Source organism: Streptomyces sp. SudanB25_2051 (assembly GCF_964272635.1).
Classification (GTDB): domain Bacteria; phylum Actinomycetota; class Actinomycetes; order Streptomycetales; family Streptomycetaceae; genus Streptomyces.
Map to the genome: position 1 here is coordinate 72,522 of NZ_OZ186787.1, position 16,417 is coordinate 88,938.

Annotated in this window: 13 protein-coding genes; 4 read left to right on the forward strand and 9 right to left on the reverse strand. The window is 75.6% G+C overall.

Features of this window, described 5'->3' with window-relative positions; genetic code table 11:
• The first annotated feature begins 94 nt into the window (after positions 1–94).
• From ACSUPT_RS00345 to ACSUPT_RS00360, 4 genes are all read left to right on the forward strand, one after another.
• Positions 95–925: a glycoside hydrolase domain-containing protein gene (locus ACSUPT_RS00345; RefSeq protein WP_436943121.1), complete on the forward strand. Its 831-nt coding sequence runs from the start codon at positions 95–97 to the stop codon at positions 923–925.
• 173 nt (positions 926–1,098) lie between these two features.
• A complete protein-coding gene (locus ACSUPT_RS00350) occupies positions 1,099–2,574 on the forward strand; it encodes a DUF6882 domain-containing protein (RefSeq protein ID WP_436943122.1) in 1,476 nt (491 codons plus the stop codon).
• 150 nt (positions 2,575–2,724) lie between these two features.
• Positions 2,725–3,465: a 3-keto-5-aminohexanoate cleavage protein gene (locus ACSUPT_RS00355; RefSeq protein ID WP_365725391.1), complete on the forward strand. Its 741-nt coding sequence runs from the start codon at positions 2,725–2,727 to the stop codon at positions 3,463–3,465.
• 95 nt (positions 3,466–3,560) lie between these two features.
• Complete coding sequence (locus tag ACSUPT_RS00360; protein WP_436943123.1) at positions 3,561–4,982, forward strand: hypothetical protein; 1,422 nt, start codon at positions 3,561–3,563, stop codon at positions 4,980–4,982.
• 66 nt (positions 4,983–5,048) lie between these two features.
• Here the strand turns inward: ACSUPT_RS00360 and ACSUPT_RS00365 are convergent, their stop codons facing one another.
• From ACSUPT_RS00365 to ACSUPT_RS00405, 9 genes are all read right to left on the reverse strand, one after another.
• Positions 5,049–5,792 carry a hypothetical protein gene (locus ACSUPT_RS00365; protein WP_436943124.1) on the reverse strand — a complete coding sequence of 248 codons (744 nt, stop codon included), beginning with the start codon at positions 5,790–5,792 and terminating at the stop codon, positions 5,049–5,051.
• Between the two features lie 131 nt (positions 5,793–5,923).
• Positions 5,924–7,495, reverse strand: a complete 1,572-nt coding sequence (locus ACSUPT_RS00370) for an MFS transporter (RefSeq protein ID WP_361662769.1) — start codon at positions 7,493–7,495, stop codon at positions 5,924–5,926.
• 105 nt (positions 7,496–7,600) lie between these two features.
• Entirely contained in the window at positions 7,601–9,931 is a 2,331-nt protein-coding gene (locus ACSUPT_RS00375) for an FAD-dependent oxidoreductase (protein ID WP_436943125.1), read from the reverse strand.
• A 68-nt stretch (positions 9,932–9,999) separates the two neighbouring features.
• The gene (locus ACSUPT_RS00380; protein WP_351965138.1) at positions 10,000–10,818 is read right to left on the reverse strand and encodes an SAM-dependent methyltransferase; all 819 of its coding nucleotides are present in this window, start codon (positions 10,816–10,818) and stop codon (positions 10,000–10,002) included.
• A 62-nt stretch (positions 10,819–10,880) separates the two neighbouring features.
• Positions 10,881–11,309 carry a lipocalin-like domain-containing protein gene (locus tag ACSUPT_RS00385; RefSeq protein ID WP_436943127.1) on the reverse strand — a complete coding sequence of 143 codons (429 nt, stop codon included), beginning with the start codon at positions 11,307–11,309 and terminating at the stop codon, positions 10,881–10,883.
• Complete coding sequence (locus ACSUPT_RS00390) at positions 11,306–12,367, reverse strand: aldo/keto reductase (RefSeq protein WP_436943128.1); 1,062 nt, start codon at positions 12,365–12,367, stop codon at positions 11,306–11,308. The genes ACSUPT_RS00385 and ACSUPT_RS00390 overlap by 4 nt, the downstream gene beginning before the upstream one ends.
• Complete coding sequence (locus ACSUPT_RS00395) at positions 12,355–13,146, reverse strand: thioesterase II family protein (protein ID WP_403502484.1); 792 nt, start codon at positions 13,144–13,146, stop codon at positions 12,355–12,357. The genes ACSUPT_RS00390 and ACSUPT_RS00395 overlap by 13 nt, the downstream gene beginning before the upstream one ends.
• A 38-nt stretch (positions 13,147–13,184) precedes the next feature.
• Positions 13,185–16,022 (reverse strand): type I polyketide synthase, encoded by a 2,838-nt coding sequence (locus tag ACSUPT_RS00400; protein ID WP_436943129.1) that lies wholly within the window; start codon positions 16,020–16,022, stop codon positions 13,185–13,187.
• Complete coding sequence (locus tag ACSUPT_RS00405; protein ID WP_351965143.1) at positions 16,016–16,405, reverse strand: acyl carrier protein; 390 nt, start codon at positions 16,403–16,405, stop codon at positions 16,016–16,018. The genes ACSUPT_RS00400 and ACSUPT_RS00405 overlap by 7 nt, the downstream gene beginning before the upstream one ends.
• Positions 16,406–16,417 lie beyond the last annotated feature (12 nt).

The following is a 16,417-nucleotide window of genomic DNA, read 5'->3' on the forward strand; positions in this document are numbered from 1 at the left end:
GCGCGCCCGGCGACGGCGGTTCCGCCGCCCCTCGGTAGGGTGGGCGCGCTCCGGGTGGCCGGGGCCCGAGCTGGTCTGTCGTATGGGGTGGGGAATGCCGAAGCACCGGTTGTCCAGGAAGAACCGATACATCGCCTTCGCGGCCACGGGCGTCGTCGTGGTCGCCGGTGCCGGGATCGCGGCGCAGACGTCGATGGCCGCGCCCGCGTGGCCGGCGCAGAAGACGTACACGGGCCGCGCGTTCGACGCCTGCACGGCGCCCTCGCTGGCCGCGATGAAGGCCTGGAAGCAGGACGCGTACTACGGCGGCGTCGCCGTGTACGTCGGCGGCAAGAACCGCGGCTGCGCCCAGCCCAACCTGACGAAGTCCTGGGTGAAGTCGGTCGACACGCTCGGCTGGCGGATCATCCCGCTGTACGTCGGCGCCCAGCCGCCGTGCCAGAAGAGCGGCAACAAGGAGAGGTTCACCGCCGCCAACGCGGCCTCGGTCGGCGTGAGCAACGCCAACGACGCGGTCGCCAAGGCCGCGGCGCTCGGCATGGAGCCGGGCAGCCCCATCTACCTCAACATGGAGTCGTACGACATCGCCGACAAGGCGTGCAACGACGCGACCCTCACCTACGTGCGGTCCTTCACCAGGACGCTGCGCGCCAAGACCTACCGCGCCGGCCTGTACGGCTTCAGCACCTCCAGCGCCAAGGCGATCGCCACCGCGAAGGACCGCACGGACCTGCCGGGCAACCTCTGGTACGCCCAGTGGAACGGCCAGGAGACCACCACCAAGGACTGGCCCTGGGACCCGAAGCTGTACACCCCGCACAGCCGCGGCCACCAGTACAAGGCCAACAGCAAGGAGACCCGCCGCGGTCACACCATCAACGTCGACCGCAACGCCTGGGACGCCCCCGTCGCCATCATCGGCTGAGGCTCCCGGCCGACGGGCGGTGTGCGCCACCGCCCCGTCGGCGGTCTTCGCGCGTGCGGGGGCCGGGGGCTGGAACCGATCGGTGCCGTACCGGAGTCCTCAGGGCGTGTGCGATGCGGTCGTACGAGCACCGGCCGCATCGCCCCCGCCCTCCCCGACGACCGGAAAGCGTCATGACCGTCTCCTTCAGTGACCAGCTCCTCGCCCTCGCCCGGCCGAACCTCGCCTGGGTGTGCGAGCAGCTCGACCTCTTCGACTCCCTGGTGCCCGCCGGGGTGGTGTCCTTCGACCGGGACGAGCCGTCCGTCACCCGCTCCGGCATCACGCTGCGCGCCCACGTCGTCGGCACCTACGCCCTGGACGGCACGTGGATGTGGGCGTGGGCCAACGAGTCGTACCGGGACAGCGCCATCGCGGCCCGCTCGCTCGAACTGCGGGAGCTGGGCGAACGCGCGGGCGTCCCGGAGCTGACCGAGCCCATGCCGGATCTGAACCACTTCCCCGACCCGCGGCTCGCCGCCGACCATCTGCTGCTGATGTGCGTGGGCCTGCTCGACGCGCGGGGCGCGGTGATCTGCGCGGTGAACGAGCGAGGCCGGCTGTTCATGGTCGTCGACGACCCCGCCGTGCCGCGGGCCGAGCCGCGCGCGGCCCGGCTCGCCACGGCGCTGCGCAACGGGGCGGCGATGCTTTCCGGGCCCGCGCTGAAGCCGGTGAAGGGCTGGTTCGCCCGGCACGGCGTCGAGCCGGAGTACGGGCCCGGCCGGGTGGAGGGCGCACTCGACGGGGGCGACCGTGTCGTGGTGAGGCTGGAGGGCGAGGAGGTCACCGGTGTGGAGGTCACCGGGGCCGACGGGGGCGCGCCGCGCTGCGGTGCGGGCCCTGAGCAGCGGCTGGAGGGGGCGCGGCTCTCCCCCGGCGCGCCGCACCGGGTGTTTCCGCGGCCGCTGCTGGGCGTCGCCGCGCGGGAGATCGCGTTGTCGGTCCTGCGGACGCGGGCGATGGTGCGGTACGCGGGCGAGCACCTCGACTTCGACGGTCGCCCGCCGGTGTGGGACGAGGAGGCCGGCGAGCTGCGGTTCCCCGGCGGGGGCCTGAAGGGGCGGCGGCTGGGCTCGTACGACGCGGAGGCGGGCTGGTTCCTGTGGGCCCCGGGCACGGAGGACGTCCGCGACCGGTTCCGGGAAGCGGCCGGTCTCGGTCCGGCGGACGCCGAGGGGCTGCCCGAGCTGTCCGGTGAGCGGCTCGATCTGACCGTGTACGGGCCGCGCGAGGCGGTCGCGGTCGCCCTGGCCCGTACCGCGGCGAACGTCGCCGGGCACACCTTCACCTCGCTGGGCAACGACTTCTTCGCCGTCACCGACGAGCGTCTCTCCGACACCGGGCCGGTCGACCTGGACGGGGCCGTGACGGATCTGCGGGGCGGTGCGAGCTGGCTGCACGGCCTGGTGGAGCAGGAGACCCGCGACGACACGATGCGGACGCTGGCCCGGTCGTACTTCGAGCGGCTCGGGCTGCAGGTGTGGCACTACGGGCAGCCGGACTTCCTCAGCGGCGTGACGGGCCTGTACGAGGTGCGGGTGTACTTCGCGCCGGACGGGACCATCACGCACGTCGAGCCGGGGATGCTGATGGGCGCGGGGAGGTGACGCCGCCGGCCTCGCGGTGAGGGGGCCGGGGCGGCGGGATGGTGGGGGCGGCCGGCGGGGACGCCGTGGAGCGCGCCCGCGCCGCCCGGTGGCAGGTCCCGGCCGGTCCCCGCCGTGAGGCGTCCCGGCCGCGGCTGCGACGATGTCGTCATGCTGCAGGTCTGTCTCAACGGCGCCCGGAGCCGCGACGAGTGCCCGTCCCTGCCCGTGACCCCCGGCGAGCTGGCGGTGGCGGCCCGCGCGGCTGTCGCCGCCGGTGCCGAGGACGTCCATCTGCATCCCAAGGACGGTGACGGCCGGGACACGCTGGAAGCCGCCGCCGTCGCCGCCGCCGTCAGCGCGGTACGGGCGGCGGTCCCGGGCGTTCCCGTCGGCGTCACCACCGGTGCGTGGGCGACGGCGGACCCCCTGGCGCGCGCCGCGCAGGTCCGGGCGTGGACCGTGCTCCCGGACCACGCCTCCGTGAACTGGCACGAGGACGGTGCCGCCGAGGTGGCCTCTGCCCTGCTGGACCTGGGGGTCGGTATCGAAGCCGGCGTCTACTCCGGCACCCCCGCGGCACGGCGGTTCCTGGAATGGCCCGGGTCGCACCGGGTCCTGCGCGTCCTGGCGGAGATCACCGAGACCACGCCGCGGGACGCCCTCCGCGCCGCCGCCGGTCTGCTGGGCGACCTCGGGTCGGCCGCCGCTCCGGTCCTGCTGCACGGCGAGGACGCCGCTGCCTGGCCCGTCCTCCGTCTCGCGGCGTCCCGCGGCCTGGACACCCGGATCGGCCTGGAGGACGTGCTCCACCTCCCCGACGGCAGCCCCGCCCCGGACAACGCCGCCCTGATCCGCGCGGCCCGCGGGATCCTCCGGCGGTCCGGAGGGGCACACCCCGACCAGCCGTGAGTCATGGACCCGGCCGTGCGGCGTTAATCGGGGCGACGCGGGCCGGCCCCGTCCGTACGATCACCGCGTACGGGGACGGGCGCACGGGAGTGGCGATGGGTGAGGGCGGCGGGGAACGGGTGGACACGGTGGTGCTGCTGTCGAAGGGGACGCCTCTGTCCGAGGTGGTGGACGTGGCGGATCCCGGCGCCTGGACCGCCCTGGACGCCCAGGTCCGCCGGACGCCCTGGCGCCCGTCGGCGTACGTTCCGCGGCGGCGCCGCGTCGCCCCGCCGCCCGCCGACCTCGCGCAGGCCGACGAGCCGCGGCTCGCGCTCGCCCTGTGCCATCGCGACGGGCGGGTGCGCGAGGCCGCCCTCACGTTCGCCGCGCGCCACGCGGGTCTGCTGCCGCTGGTCGTCATCCGCTGCGCCGACTGGGCCGAACCGGTCCGCGTGCGCGCCCGCCACCTGCTGCGCCGGACCCTCGACGCGGAGACGGCACCCGCCCTCGCGGCGCTCATCCTGCGTCTGGGACGGCGCCACAGAGGCGCGTACGGGGTCGAGTTGCTCGCGGAGGTCGTCGGCTCCGCCCGCCGGGAACGGCTCGACGCCCTGTTCGCCGACCCCGACCGGGCCGTACGGCGCTTCGCGTACCGGCTGGCCGTCGAGCACGGGCGGCTCGGTGCCGGGGAGCTCGCCCGCGCGGCGGGACGCGACCCGGACACCGTGGTCCAGGAGGTGTGCTCCACCGCCGCGCTCGCCGCGCTGCCGGAGGCGGGGCCGTTCGACGAGGTGATCGGCCCGCTGCTGGCCGCGCGCGGGCCGCTGGCGCGGTCGGCCGGCGTCACCGCGCTGCGGCGGGCCGGGCGGCCCGGGCACGCCGAGGCGTTTCTGACCGACCGGTCCGGGCTGGTGCGGGCCTGCGCCCGGTACGTGCTGCGGCAGCACGGGGGTGACCCGGCCGCCTGGTACCGCGAGCGCTGCCGGATGCCCGGCGGGCCCGCCGCGGCGCCCGGCGCGGTCATCGGCCTGGCCGAGTGCGGGGACCGCGGCGACGCGGCGCTGCTGCGGAGCCTGCTCGGCCACCCCTCGGGCCGGGTGCGGGCCCACGCGGTCGCGGGGCTGCGGGCACTGGACGCCACCGACCCGCACCTGCTGACGGCGCTGCTCGACGATCCCTTCCCCCGTGTCGTACGGGAGACGGCGCTCGCCCTGCTGCCGTACGCGACCGCGCTGCCCGCCGGTCACCTGATGCGCCGCACCGGGCCGAAGTGGCCGCGGCACACGCGGGTCGCCGCCTTCAGGCTCCTCACGCGTCGTCGCGGAGTGGTGGGCCTGCGCGCGGCGGTGGCGGCCCTGGACGACCCGGACGTGAAGCTCCGTACGTGGGCGGGGCAGTACGTGCAGGGCTGGTACCCGGCGCCCGGTGAGCCCCTGGGCGATCCGGAGGTCGGCGCCCTGCTCGACCGGAGCCGGCACCTCTTCAGCGACTACGTCCTGCGGCGGCGCAAGTGGCGGGCGGGGCTGCCCGCCTGAGCCCCGCCGGGCCTGAGCCCGTGCCGCCGGGGCGTGCCGGCCGTCCACGCGCGGGAGTGCGGGGTTTCAGCCGGTGCGTATGCGGGCCACGGCCGTGCGCAGGAGGGTTTCCATGGCGGCTCGGCCGGGTGGGTCGTCGTGGGCCCTGATGAGTGTCGCCTCCACGATCACGTTGGCCTTGCGGGCCCGCACGGTGTGGAGTGCGGAGGACTCGACGCGCCACGCCTCGTCGCCGATGCCGGGCAGGGGTGAGCGGGTGCCGATCGTCAGGCCGTCCGCGAAGACCTCGCGTGCCGTGTCCGTCGCCGTGCCGCCGAATGAGCCCTCCCAGTCGACGAGTTGGTACTCCAGCCGCAGCTGCGGCCCCTCCGGGTCGCGCCAGGCGCACTGCGCCGTGGGGCCGTACGGGCCGTCGTCGTCCTCTTCGGCGGTGACCGCGCCGGCGGGCACCAGGGTCGCGGCGGCGGTGACGCCGGCCTCACAGGGGTCGGGCAGGGAAAGGCTCTCGTGGCGGCCGGGCCACCACGGGGCGTTCCACGGGCGGTCCAGGGGAAGCACCACCGCCAGGGCGGTCACGAGGCAGACGAGGGCCAGGAACGTCCTGTCGCGTGGGCCCAGGGGCGCGGGGCGCTCGGGCGGTTCCTCCCTGAACTGGTCGCGGATGGCGTGGGCGAGGAACAGCAGCGCCATGACCAGCACGACGGACATGCCGAACGCCGGATACCCCATCGTCTTCGCCAGGAGTACGAGCGTGAGAACGGCGAGCGGCACGGTCAGCGCCAGGGAACGCACGCGGTGTCTACGGGACATGGCAACCCCCCACTCAGGGCAACGCCGGGCCGGCCGGTCCGGTTCCCGTCGTACCGGGGAGCCTTCCCGCCCGGGGGCGCGGCGAGTGCTCCGGCGTCAGGGACCGCCGGACGCGCCGTGCTCCCGGGCGGTCACGGGGCGGTGCCGGGGCGGCTGTCCAGCCGCTCGGTGCCGGGCACCGGCTCGGGCTCGTCGTCGTGGGCGGCCGGCTTCACCTTGCGCAGGAGGAACGCCGTACCCGCCGCCGCGAGGAGCATCAGCGGGGCCGCCACGTAGGAGTTGACCTGCAGGCCCCGGGTGAACGCCTCGCGGGCGGCCTCGGCGAGGGCCTGGCCCGCCTCGCCGGGCAGGCGCGAAGCGGTCTCCAGTGCCGCGCCGAGCGTGTCCTCGGCGCCGGCCGGCGCCCCGGCGGGGTAGCGGTCGGCCATGCTGTCCCGGTAGGCGGCGGCCGCGATGCTGCCGACGACGGCGATGCCCAGGGCGCCGCCGAACTCGATGCAGGTCTCGGAGAGGCCCGCCGCGGGTCCGGCCTCCTCGGGGGGTGCCGCGCCCACGACCATGTCGGTGCCGAGCGCCGAGATGGGGGCGAGTCCGGCGAACATCAGGACCGACGCGGTCACCACGGGGCCGGGCCCCGAGTCGGCGGAGACCCCCCACAGGACGGCGAAGCCGACGGCCGCCAGGACCATGCCCGCGCCGAACACGTACGCCGGAGGCACCCGGCCCGCCAGGGTGGAGGCGGCCAGCGCGGCGACCAGGCCGGCGAGCACGGCGGGCAGGATCCACAGCCCGGTCCGCAGCGGCGAGAGGCCCAGCACGCCCTGGAGGTACTGGGCGATGACGAATTGCAGCCCCATCAGGAACAGGACGGTCACCAGCAGCACCGACAGGGCGGCGCTGAACGCCCGGTCGGCGAAGAGGCGCACGTTGAACAGGGGTGTCGGCAGGGTGCGCTGGCGCCGTACGAGGAGGTAGCCGACGGCCGCGCCGCCCACGATCGCCGCCGCGGAGACGAGCCCGGGGCCGTGCCGCGCCACCTCCTTGAAGCCGTAGATCACCGACAGCACGGCGACCATCGACAGGGCGGAGCTGGTCAGGTCGACGCGCCCGCCGTCCGGGGAGCGGTACTCGGGCAGCAGGAACGGCCCGACCGCCAGGAGCAGCGCCATCACCGGCACGGCCAGCAGGAAGACCGACCCCCACCAGAAGTACTCCAGCAGCGCGCCGCCGACCACGGGGCCCAGGGCGCCGCCGAGCATGAAACCGCTCGACCAGATGGTGACGGCGGTCGTCCGCTGGGCCGGTACGCGGAACATGCCGCGCACCAGGGACAGCGTGGAGGGCGCCAGACACGCTCCTGCGACGCCGAGCACGGCCCGGGTCACGATCAGCGTCTCGGGAGTCCCGGCGTACGCGGTGAGGACCGACGCCACGCCGAACGCGGCGGCTCCGAACATGAGCAGCCGGCGCCGTCCCACGCGGTCGCCCAGATTGCCCATGGTGATCAGGAAGCCCGCGATGACGAACCCGTAGATGTCCGTGATCCACAGCAGTTGGGAGCTGCTCGGCTTCAGGTCGGCGCTGATCTGCGGCACGGCGAGGTGCAGCAGCGTGAGGTCCATCGTGACGAGCATGGACGGAAGAGTCAGTACGGCCAGGCCGGTCCACTCCCGTTTGGTGGCGCGTAACGAGGTGTCGTGCATGAGCGGACTCTTCCTCTCGGTGGTGGTGTCCGGTGCCCGGTGCCCTGCCCGGGCGGCACGGTCCGGCCGTGCCGGAACCACTGTGCCCGGGCAGGGCCGCCGGAATCAGCGCGCCGCGCGGCGGGCGATGAGGAACCGCGGGTGTCCGTCGCGGTCGACGTGGCCGGTGACCGCGGTGAACCCGGCGTCGGACACGATCCGCACGACGGCGTCGGCCAGGGCGTCGTGGTGCTCGACGGCCAGGACGCCGCCCTCCTTGAGCAGGCGGGACGCGGTCGCCGCCACCGCCCGTACGGCGTCCAGCCCGTCCCAGCCGGAGTGGACGGCGGTCCTCGGCTGCCAGGCCGCCTCCGGGGGCAGCTGGACGCGGTCGGGGACGCCGGGCGGTACCGCCGTCACCAGGTCGACGCGGCCGTCGAGGTCGGCGAGGAGCGCCGGGTCGGTCACATCGCCGTCGGTGAACCGGACCTCGGCGTCGAGGCGGTCGGCCAGGGCGTCCCGGTTGCGCTCGGCGAACCGCAGGGCGGCCGCGGAGTTGTCGACACCGGTGACGCTCGCGCCGGGACGCAGCGACGCGACGGCGAGGGCGAGCGCCCCGGCGCCGGTGCACAGGTCGACGGCGAGGGGGCGTTCCTCCGCGCAGTGGGCGAGGGCCTCGGTGAGGAGGTCCTCCGTGCGCGGCCGCGGGATGTAGACGCCCTCGCCGACCTCCAGGTCGAGGCCGAGGAAGGCGGTGCGGCCGGTGAGGTACTCCAGCGGCTCGCGTTCGGCGCGCCGGCCGACCAGGGACCACAGGCGCTCGGCGTCCTGCTCGGACACCGGGGCGTCGGCGTCCTCGATGCCGGGCAGGACGTGGGCGGCGAGGGCCGTCGCGTCGGCGCGCGGCGCGGGGACGCGGACGCGGCCGAGGAGTGCGGTGGCGCGGTCGATGTGGTCGCCGAGCGTGGCCGGGCGTGCCTCGCCGTGCGTGCCGAACTTGGCGCGGCAGTTGTCGTAGTAGGCGCGCAGCCACTTCGCCAGCAGCGGCTCCGTGCGGGAGGCGGCGAGCAGGTCGGGCTGCGGGGTGAAGTCCGGGTCGAGGTCGTCGGCCCACTGGGCGTGGATGGGGCGCAGGCCGACGTCGAAGAACTCCTGCCAGTCGGTGGGGACGTGCCAGTCCTGCTCGTAGCCGGTGGCCAGGGTGTGCTCGACGGTGGTGTCGACGACGGCGTCGCGGGAGACGCCCTGGAGGGGCGCCCGTTCGGGGGTGAAGGGCTCCAGGTCGAGCTCGGGGGCCTCGCCGGTCATGCGCCGGGCGAACTCGGCGGCGAGGACCGGCGAGAGGAACAGTCCGTCCCGGTAGGTGCCGGTCATCATCCACAGGCCGCTCAGCGGGGTCTCGCCGAGCAGCGGGAACCCGTCGAGTGACACGGGCCGGTTGCCCACGTGGATCCGTTCGACGGTGCTGGTCCACAGGTTGCGGCGGGTCTGCCGGTGCGAGCACTCCAGCAGGAACAGCACGTCCCGCATGATCGGGTCGGCCAGCGGGCGGGGGCTGATGATGTTGGTGGCGCCGACGTAGACGCGTCCGGCGCCGCGGGGCACGATGTGCAGGCCGCAGGCGAAGGCCCGGTTGGGCGTTCTGATGACGGAGTCGGGGCGGGTGCCGTCCTGGGTGGTGACGACCGCGGAGACGCCGTAGCCGGCGACGAGCCGGGGGATGCAGTCGCCGAGGCCGGGCACGGAGTCGACCAGGTCCTGGGTGCCGACGCCGCCGGCGAGGAGGACCTGCCCGGCCGTGAGCCGTTCGCCGTCGGCGAGGACGACGCCGCCCGCGCGGTCGCCGTCGCTGATGACGCGGGCGGCGTGGCCGTCCACGACGGTGACGCCGAGGTCCCGCGCGGTGCGCTCCAGCCGCAGCAGCAGCCTGCCGGAGTCGACGGCGTGCTCGCCGGGGATGTGGAGGGCCTGCAGGGGGCGGGAGTTGGGGTCGGGGTCGAGCCAGGCGACGTCGGCGGGGTCGACCGTCTCGTACGGCTCGTCGTGCTTCTCCAGCATCGTGCGGATCGCCTGGAAGTTGGCGGTGTCGATGCCGGCGGTGCCGACGCTGTTGAGCAGGACGGTGGTGCCGGTCGCGGTGAGGATGTCGCGGCCGTCGGACAGGCCGCCGGAGATGCCCTCCAGCCACTGCGGCCAGACGTCCTTGGCTTTGAGGTCGAGGTCGAACTTGACCCGGCCGTAGGGGTTCTCCAGCAGGGCGGTGGTGACTTCGCCGAAGCAGCCGAGCATCGCCCCGGCCGCCGAGGAGGCGGCGTAGGGGCGGTCGGCGCGGCCGACGAGGGCGACCGCGGCGCCGCGGCGGGCCAGTTCGACGGCGGTGGACGTGCCGAGGGCGCCGTTGCCGACGACGATGACGTCGTAGCCGGCTTTCCGTTCCGGTGTGGGGGTGTGGGGCATGGAGGAAGGCTCCTGACGGGGTACGTGCGTGGGGCGGTGCGGGCGGCGCCGGGAGGGCGGGGGCGGGCTCAGTCCTTGATGCCGACGCCGACGACGCCGCTGTGGCTCATGGGGTGGCCGGTCTCGGTGTCCGGGTCGGGCCGCCAGTCGGCCATGTTGGTCAGGCCGGGCTCGACGAGGGTGAAGCCGTCGAAGAAGCGGCCGGTCTCGTCGGGGCCGCGGTTCTGCAGCTGGCTGCCGAAGGCGCGGTAGACGTCCTTGATGGCGTCCGGGCCGGTGCCGGTGCGCTCGGGTGTGACGTAGGCGTGGGAGAGGATCAGGGCGCTGCCGGGGGCGAGGGCGTCGCGCAGTTCGGCGACCTTCCCCCACGGGTCGTCCTTGTCCTCGATGAAGTGCAGGATCGCCGCGAGGGACACCGCGACGGGTTCGTCCAGGTCGATCAGGGCGCGTATCCGCGGGTCGGTGAGGATGTCGCCGGTCTTGAGGAAGTCGCCCTGCACGGCGACCGCGTGGGGGTCGCCGTCGAGGAGGGCGCGGTTGTGGTCCACGGCCCCCGCGTCGAGTTCGACGTAGGCCACGCGCGCGTCGGGCACGATGTCGCGGGCCACGTCGTGGATGTTGCCGGGGCCTTCGGCGAGGTAGCCGGAGCCGATGTCGAGGAACTGGCCGATGCCGAGCCGCGCGGTGTGGCGTACGGCGCGCCGCAGGAACGCGCGGTTGGCGCGGACGGCGATGTCCAGGCCGGGCAGGGCCCGCAGGGCGGCGTCGGCGGCTTCCCGGTCCGGGTCGTGGCCGTGCCCGCCGCCCGCGTAGACGTCGTACATGCCGGCGATGCTCGGGGTGTGGTCCGCGGTCTCCGCGGGCGTCTGGTCGGGACGTCGTTCCATGCTCGTGCCTCCGTGGGTGTGCGGAAAGGGGCGTGCGGTCGGGGAAAGGGGTGGTGCGGGTGTCAGGGGGCGAGGGCGCCGGTCCGCTCCCACACGAGGACCCGCCTGTCCGCGGTGGACAGGGCGGTGCCGGTGAGGGTGAGCCGGTCCCCGTCGAGCTCCAGCTGCCGGACCTGGTCGCCGCCCAGCCATTCCCGGTGTCCGGCGACCGTGAGGGTGTGCACGACGCTGTCGCCGTCGCGGCGCCAGGTCCCGGCGTAGCTCAGGTACTCCGGGGGGCCTTCGGCGGGCATCATGTGGACGGCCACGTGGCCGGTGGCGCTGTAGAAGAGCAGGCCGGCCGGGTTCTCGCCGAGCGGCCCCGGAGTGACCGTGCCGTCCGCGGCGAGCGTGTGGAACGAGACCAGCCGCCACACCCCGACGAGTTCCGCCTCGCCGCGGGGGCGCGGGCGTCCCTCGTGCGGCGGCGCCGGGTTCGGTGCGCCGGTCACGGGACGGGGAGGACGGGTGGGCGGACACGGCCGGCGTCGCCGCCCAGCACCGCGTCGCGGGCGCTGCGCGCGATCTCGTGGGGCGAGCCGAGCGGTACGGCGCTGACGGCGTCCAGGCGCTGGATGTGGGTGTCGTCCAGTTCCAGGCGGAGCGCCGCGAGGTAGTCGTCCAGCTGGGCGGTGGTGCGCGGGCCGATGACGGGGACGTGGGCGGCGCCGACGCGGCGGGCGCGGGTGGTGAGCCAGGCGACCGCGACGCGGGCGGGCGGGGCACCGGCCTCCTCGGCGACGGCGAGCAGTTCGTCGAGGACGGCGGTGCGGTGGCCGTCGGACTCGGTGCGGATGACGCGGCCGTGCCAGTCCGTGAGGCGCCCTTCGGCGCTGTGCCGGTACTTCCCCGTCAGCAGCCCTCCGCCGAGCGGCCCCCACAGGGCGGCGCCGAGCCCCAGCGCCTCGGCCATCGGCAGCAGTTCGCGGTCGGCGGTCCGCTCGACGAGGCTGTACTCGGTCTGGATGGCGACGACGGGTGACCGGCCGGACAGCTCCCCGAGGGTGACGGCGCGGGCGACCCGCCAGGCGGGGAAGTTGGACAGGCCCGCGTAGCGGATCTTGCCGGCGCGTACGAGGTCGTCGAGCGCGGCGACGGTCTCGTCGACGGGGGTGAGGGTGTCGGGGAAGTGGACCCAGTACAGGTCGATGTGGTCGGTGCGCAGTCTGCGGAGGCTGCCCTCCAGGGAGCGGATCATGGCGCTGCGGGAGTTGCCGGTGGTCAGGACGGTCCGGTCGTCCGCGCTCAGCCCGTACGAGAACTTGGTGGCGAGGGTGAAGTGGTCGCGCCGGCCGTGCAGGAACTCGCCCAGGTAGCTCTCGGCCTGGCCGTCCTGGTAGCAGTCGGCCGTGTCGAGGAGGGTGCCGCCGGCCTCGGCGAACCGGTCGAGGAGGGCGAGCGCCCCGGCCCGGTCGGTGCCGCCTCCCCAGGCGGTGCCGAAGTTGACGGTGCCGAGCGCGCAGGCGGAGACTCTCAGCCCGCAGCGCCGGCCGAAGGTCAGGTGGTCCATCGGGCGGGGGCTCCCGTCTGCTCGGTGGGGGTGAGGGACCCGGTGGCGTCCCGGACGACGTCCAGGAGGGGCGCCGGGTCCGCGCGGAAGTGGAAGTGGCCGCCGGGCAGGGCGATCCGGTCGGTGACGCGGTCCAGGTGCCGGCTCCAGCCGTCCAGGCCGAGGCCTTCCTCGTCGGTGCCGCAGACGAGGGTGGTGGGGACCGGGAGGGGCGGGCCGGGTGTGGGCGTGTAGCTCTCCAGGACGCCGATGTCGGCGCGGAGGGGGCCGAGCACGAGACGGCGCAGCCGGGGGTCGTCGTGGACCTGGTCCGACAGCGGTCCCCAGCGCTCCTCGACCGCGGCGATCAGCTCGTCGTCGGGCAGCTCCGCCATGGGGGCGTCCCGTCGCCCGGTGCCGATGACGTGCGGGGGCGGGCAGGACGACAGGACGAGCCGGCCGGGGGCGCGGCCCGCGCGGTGCAGGGCGCGGGCGGTCTCGTAGGCGAGGAGGGCGCCGAAGCTGTGGCCGAAGAAGGCGCAGGGGCCGGTGAAGGGGGCCTGCTCCACGAGGTCGTCGACCAGGGCGCGCAGGTCTCGGTAGGCGGGTTCGGCGAGCCGGGCCGACCGGCCGGGGAGCTGCACTCCCCACACGGTCAGGCCGGGCAGGTCGTCGGCCCACATCCGCAGGTACTCGCCGGCCGATCCGCCCGCGTGGGCGAAGACGTACAGGTTCGCCTCGGTCTCGGGGCGTTCGCGGCGGCGGACCAGCCAGCGGGGCGCGGTGGTGCTGCGGGGCATGGGGGACCTCGGGGTCGGGGCGGGTGGTTCCGGGCGGGTCATGAGGCCAGCAGTTCTTCGACGGTGGCGGCGAGTTCGGCGGGTTCGGGTGCCTCGAAGACGCTCAGGACGTCGACGTCGACGGGGAACACCTCGCGGATGCGTTCGGTGAGGCGGGCCGCGACGAGGGAGTCGCCTCCGAGGTCGAAGAAGTTGTCGGTGGCGGTCACCTCGGGCAGGCCGAGGATCTCGGCGTAGAGGCCCATGAGGGTGGGCAGCACCTCGGGCGTGCCCTCGTCGGGGGCCTGGGGTGGGGCGGGGCTCTCGTGGCCGCGGGCGGTGTCCTCGGGGCGCGGTGCGGTCCCGGCGCGTTCGCCGTGCGCGTGCTGTTCCCGTCCGGTGGGCGGGGCGGCGGGGCGCTCGGAGGGCCCGACCAGGTGGCGTTCCCGCTCGTAGGGGTAGGTGGGCAGCGGTACGGTCCTGCGGGTTCCGCCGTGGACGCGGCGCCAGCGCACGGAGGCGCCGCCGAGCCAGAGCCGCCCGAGGGTGTCGAGGGCGGCGGCCGGCCCGTCGGGGTCGCCGCCGGCCGCCGGTGCGGGCGCCGGGAGCAACAGGTGCTCGTCGGTGTGTTCGGGGCGGGTGCGGGCCGCGGCGAGCAGCCGCCCGTCGGCGGAGGCGTCCAGCAGGGTCCGCGTCGCTCCGCCGAGCAGGGCGGACAGGGCCTCGTCCGCGCGTCGCGCCAGGGCGGCGCGCGCCCACTGGGCGGGGTCGGCCGCCTCCTCGTCGGTGAGGGGCCGGCCGTGCGCGGCGGAGAGCACGGGCACGCGCGGCGTTCCGAGCGGTACGCCGGCCAGGGCGGCGGCGAGCGCGGTGACGGCCTCGTCGGTGTCCGCCGCGCCGTCGGCGTCCTGTTCGGACGCCGTCCGGCCGGGCGTGGCGGGCGGGGTGCCGGGCAGGACGTGGGCATGGTCGAGCAGGAGGCGTACGGCGTCCTCGACGGTCAGGACCTTGGCGACGGCGGCGGCGATCAGCGCGCCGGTGCCCGCGCCGAGCACGGTGTCCGGGCGGACGCCGCAGCGTATCCAGGTCATGGCGCGGGCGTACTCGTGGGTGAAGGCGGCCAGGCGGGCCCTCTCCGGGGCGGTGCCGGGCCCGGCGCCGAGGAGGTCGTCGCGGGCGTCGCCGGTGAGTCCGGCGGCGGCGCGGCAGGCGTCCACGGCCTCGCGGTACGCGGGTTCGGCGCGGTAGCGCTCCGGGTTCGGGGCGAGGCCCGCTCCGCCGGAGAACAGGAACGCGGTCGCGCGGGGGCCGGGCCGGCCCTCGGTGGTGACCAGCCGTGCGGCGTCGCGGCCCTCCAGGACCGCGACGGCGTCGTCCGCGTCGCGCACCACGGCGTAGGCGCGGCGGGCGCGTTCGCGGCGGCCGGTCTGCAGCGTCCAGGCGATGTCGGCGAGTCCGGCGCCGTCCGGGCGGTCGGCGCGTATCCGGCCGGCGAGCCGCCGCGCCGTCGCGTCCAGCGCGGTCGGGGTGTCGGCGGAGAGCACCAGGAGGTGCGCCGGGCGGTCGTCGGCGGGTGCGGAGGGCGGCGGCGGGGGTGCCTCCTCCAGGACGACGTGGGCGTTGGTGCCGCCGATGCCGAAGGCGCTGACTCCCGCCCGGCGCGGCCCGCCGTCGGCCGGCCACGGGGTGGGCCGCGCGGCGACGCGGAAGGGGCTCGCGTCGAAGTCGAACTGCGGGTTCGGGGTGTCGAAGTGGAGGCTCGGCGGGATGTGGCCGTGCTGGAGCGCGAGGACGGTCTTGATGAGGCCCGCCGCTCCGGCCGCGGCGTCGGTGTGGCCGATGTTGGTCTTCACCGAGCCGATCCAGCAGTAGCCGGTGCGGTCGGTGTCCTGGCGGAACGCCTCGGTGAGGGCGGTGAGTTCGATGGGGTCGCCGACCGGGGTCGCCGTGCCGTGGGCCTCGACGTAGCCGATGGTCCCCGCGTCGACGCCGGCGGCGAGCTGGGCCGCGCGGATGACCGCCGCCTGCCCGGCCACGCTCGGGGCGGTGTAGCCGACGCGGTGGGCGCCGTCGTTGTTGACGGCGGTGCCGCGGACCACGGCGAGGACGTGGTCTCCGTCGGCGTGCGCGTCCGCGAGCCGCTTGAGCACGACCACGCCGACCCCGTCGCCGCCGACGGTCCCGTCGGCCGAGGCGTCGAACGCGCGGCACTCGCCGCGGGCGGAGATGATCCCGCCGGGTGTGTACTGGCTCTCCTTCGCCGGCACGTGCACGGCCGCCGCGCCGGCGAGCGCGACGTCGCACTCCCCCGCCAGCAGGGAGCGTACGGCCGTGTGCACCGCGACCAGGGCGGTCGAGCAGGCGGTCTGCACGGTGACGGCCGGGCCGGTCAGGCCGAGCTTGTACGCGACACGGGAGACGAGGTAGTCGGGCGCGGAGCCGAGGAGGATCTCCCAGTCGGTGACCGACGGCAGTTCGGCGCGGTGCTCCCGCAGGGTCTGCGCGTAGCCGATGTCGGTGCCGCCGCCGAAGACTCCGAAGACGAGCGGGCTGCGGGACGGGTCCTGGCCCGCGCTCTCCAGCGCGTCGGCCGCGCATTCGAGGAAGAGGCGGTGCTGCGGGCTGATGAGGCGCGCTTCGCGGGGCGCGTAGCCGAAGTGGCGGGCGTCGAACCACTCGGGGTCGTCGAGCAGGCCCCGTGCGGGCGTGTACCACTCGGTGGTGCCGTCCGCGCGGCTGCCGGGGACGGGCTCGGGGTCGCGGCGGGTGAGGGACTCGACGCCGGCGGCCAGGTTCCGCCAGAACGTCTCCGGGTCGGGCGCGCCGGGGAAGCGGCAGGCCATGCCGATGACGGCGACCGCCTCGCGGGCGGTGGCGTCGTCCTCGTACGTCACCATTCCTCGTCCTCCTCGCCGCCTCGGGGCCCGCCGGGGAACGGCGCGGCCGTGCGCCGTCCGTGCCCGGTGCCGGTCCCGGCCCGGCGTCCCGCCGCCGGGCCGGGCCGGGAGCCGCCGCCCTCGGCCGTGGCGGCGAGGTGGGCGGCGAGGTCGCGGACCGTGGGGTGCTGGAACAGGTCGATCAGGGGGACGTCCCGGCCGAGGCGGGTGTGCAGGGCGTCGCGTACGGAGTGGGCCAGCAGGGAGTGTCCGCCCAGGTCGAAGAAGTTGTCCGACGGGTTGACCTCGGGCAGTCCGAGCGCCTCGCACCACAGCTCGGAGACGAGGCGCTCCAGGCCGGCGGCGTCCGCCGGGCCACGGGCCTGGCGCTTCGGTGCGTCCATCAATTTCCCCCA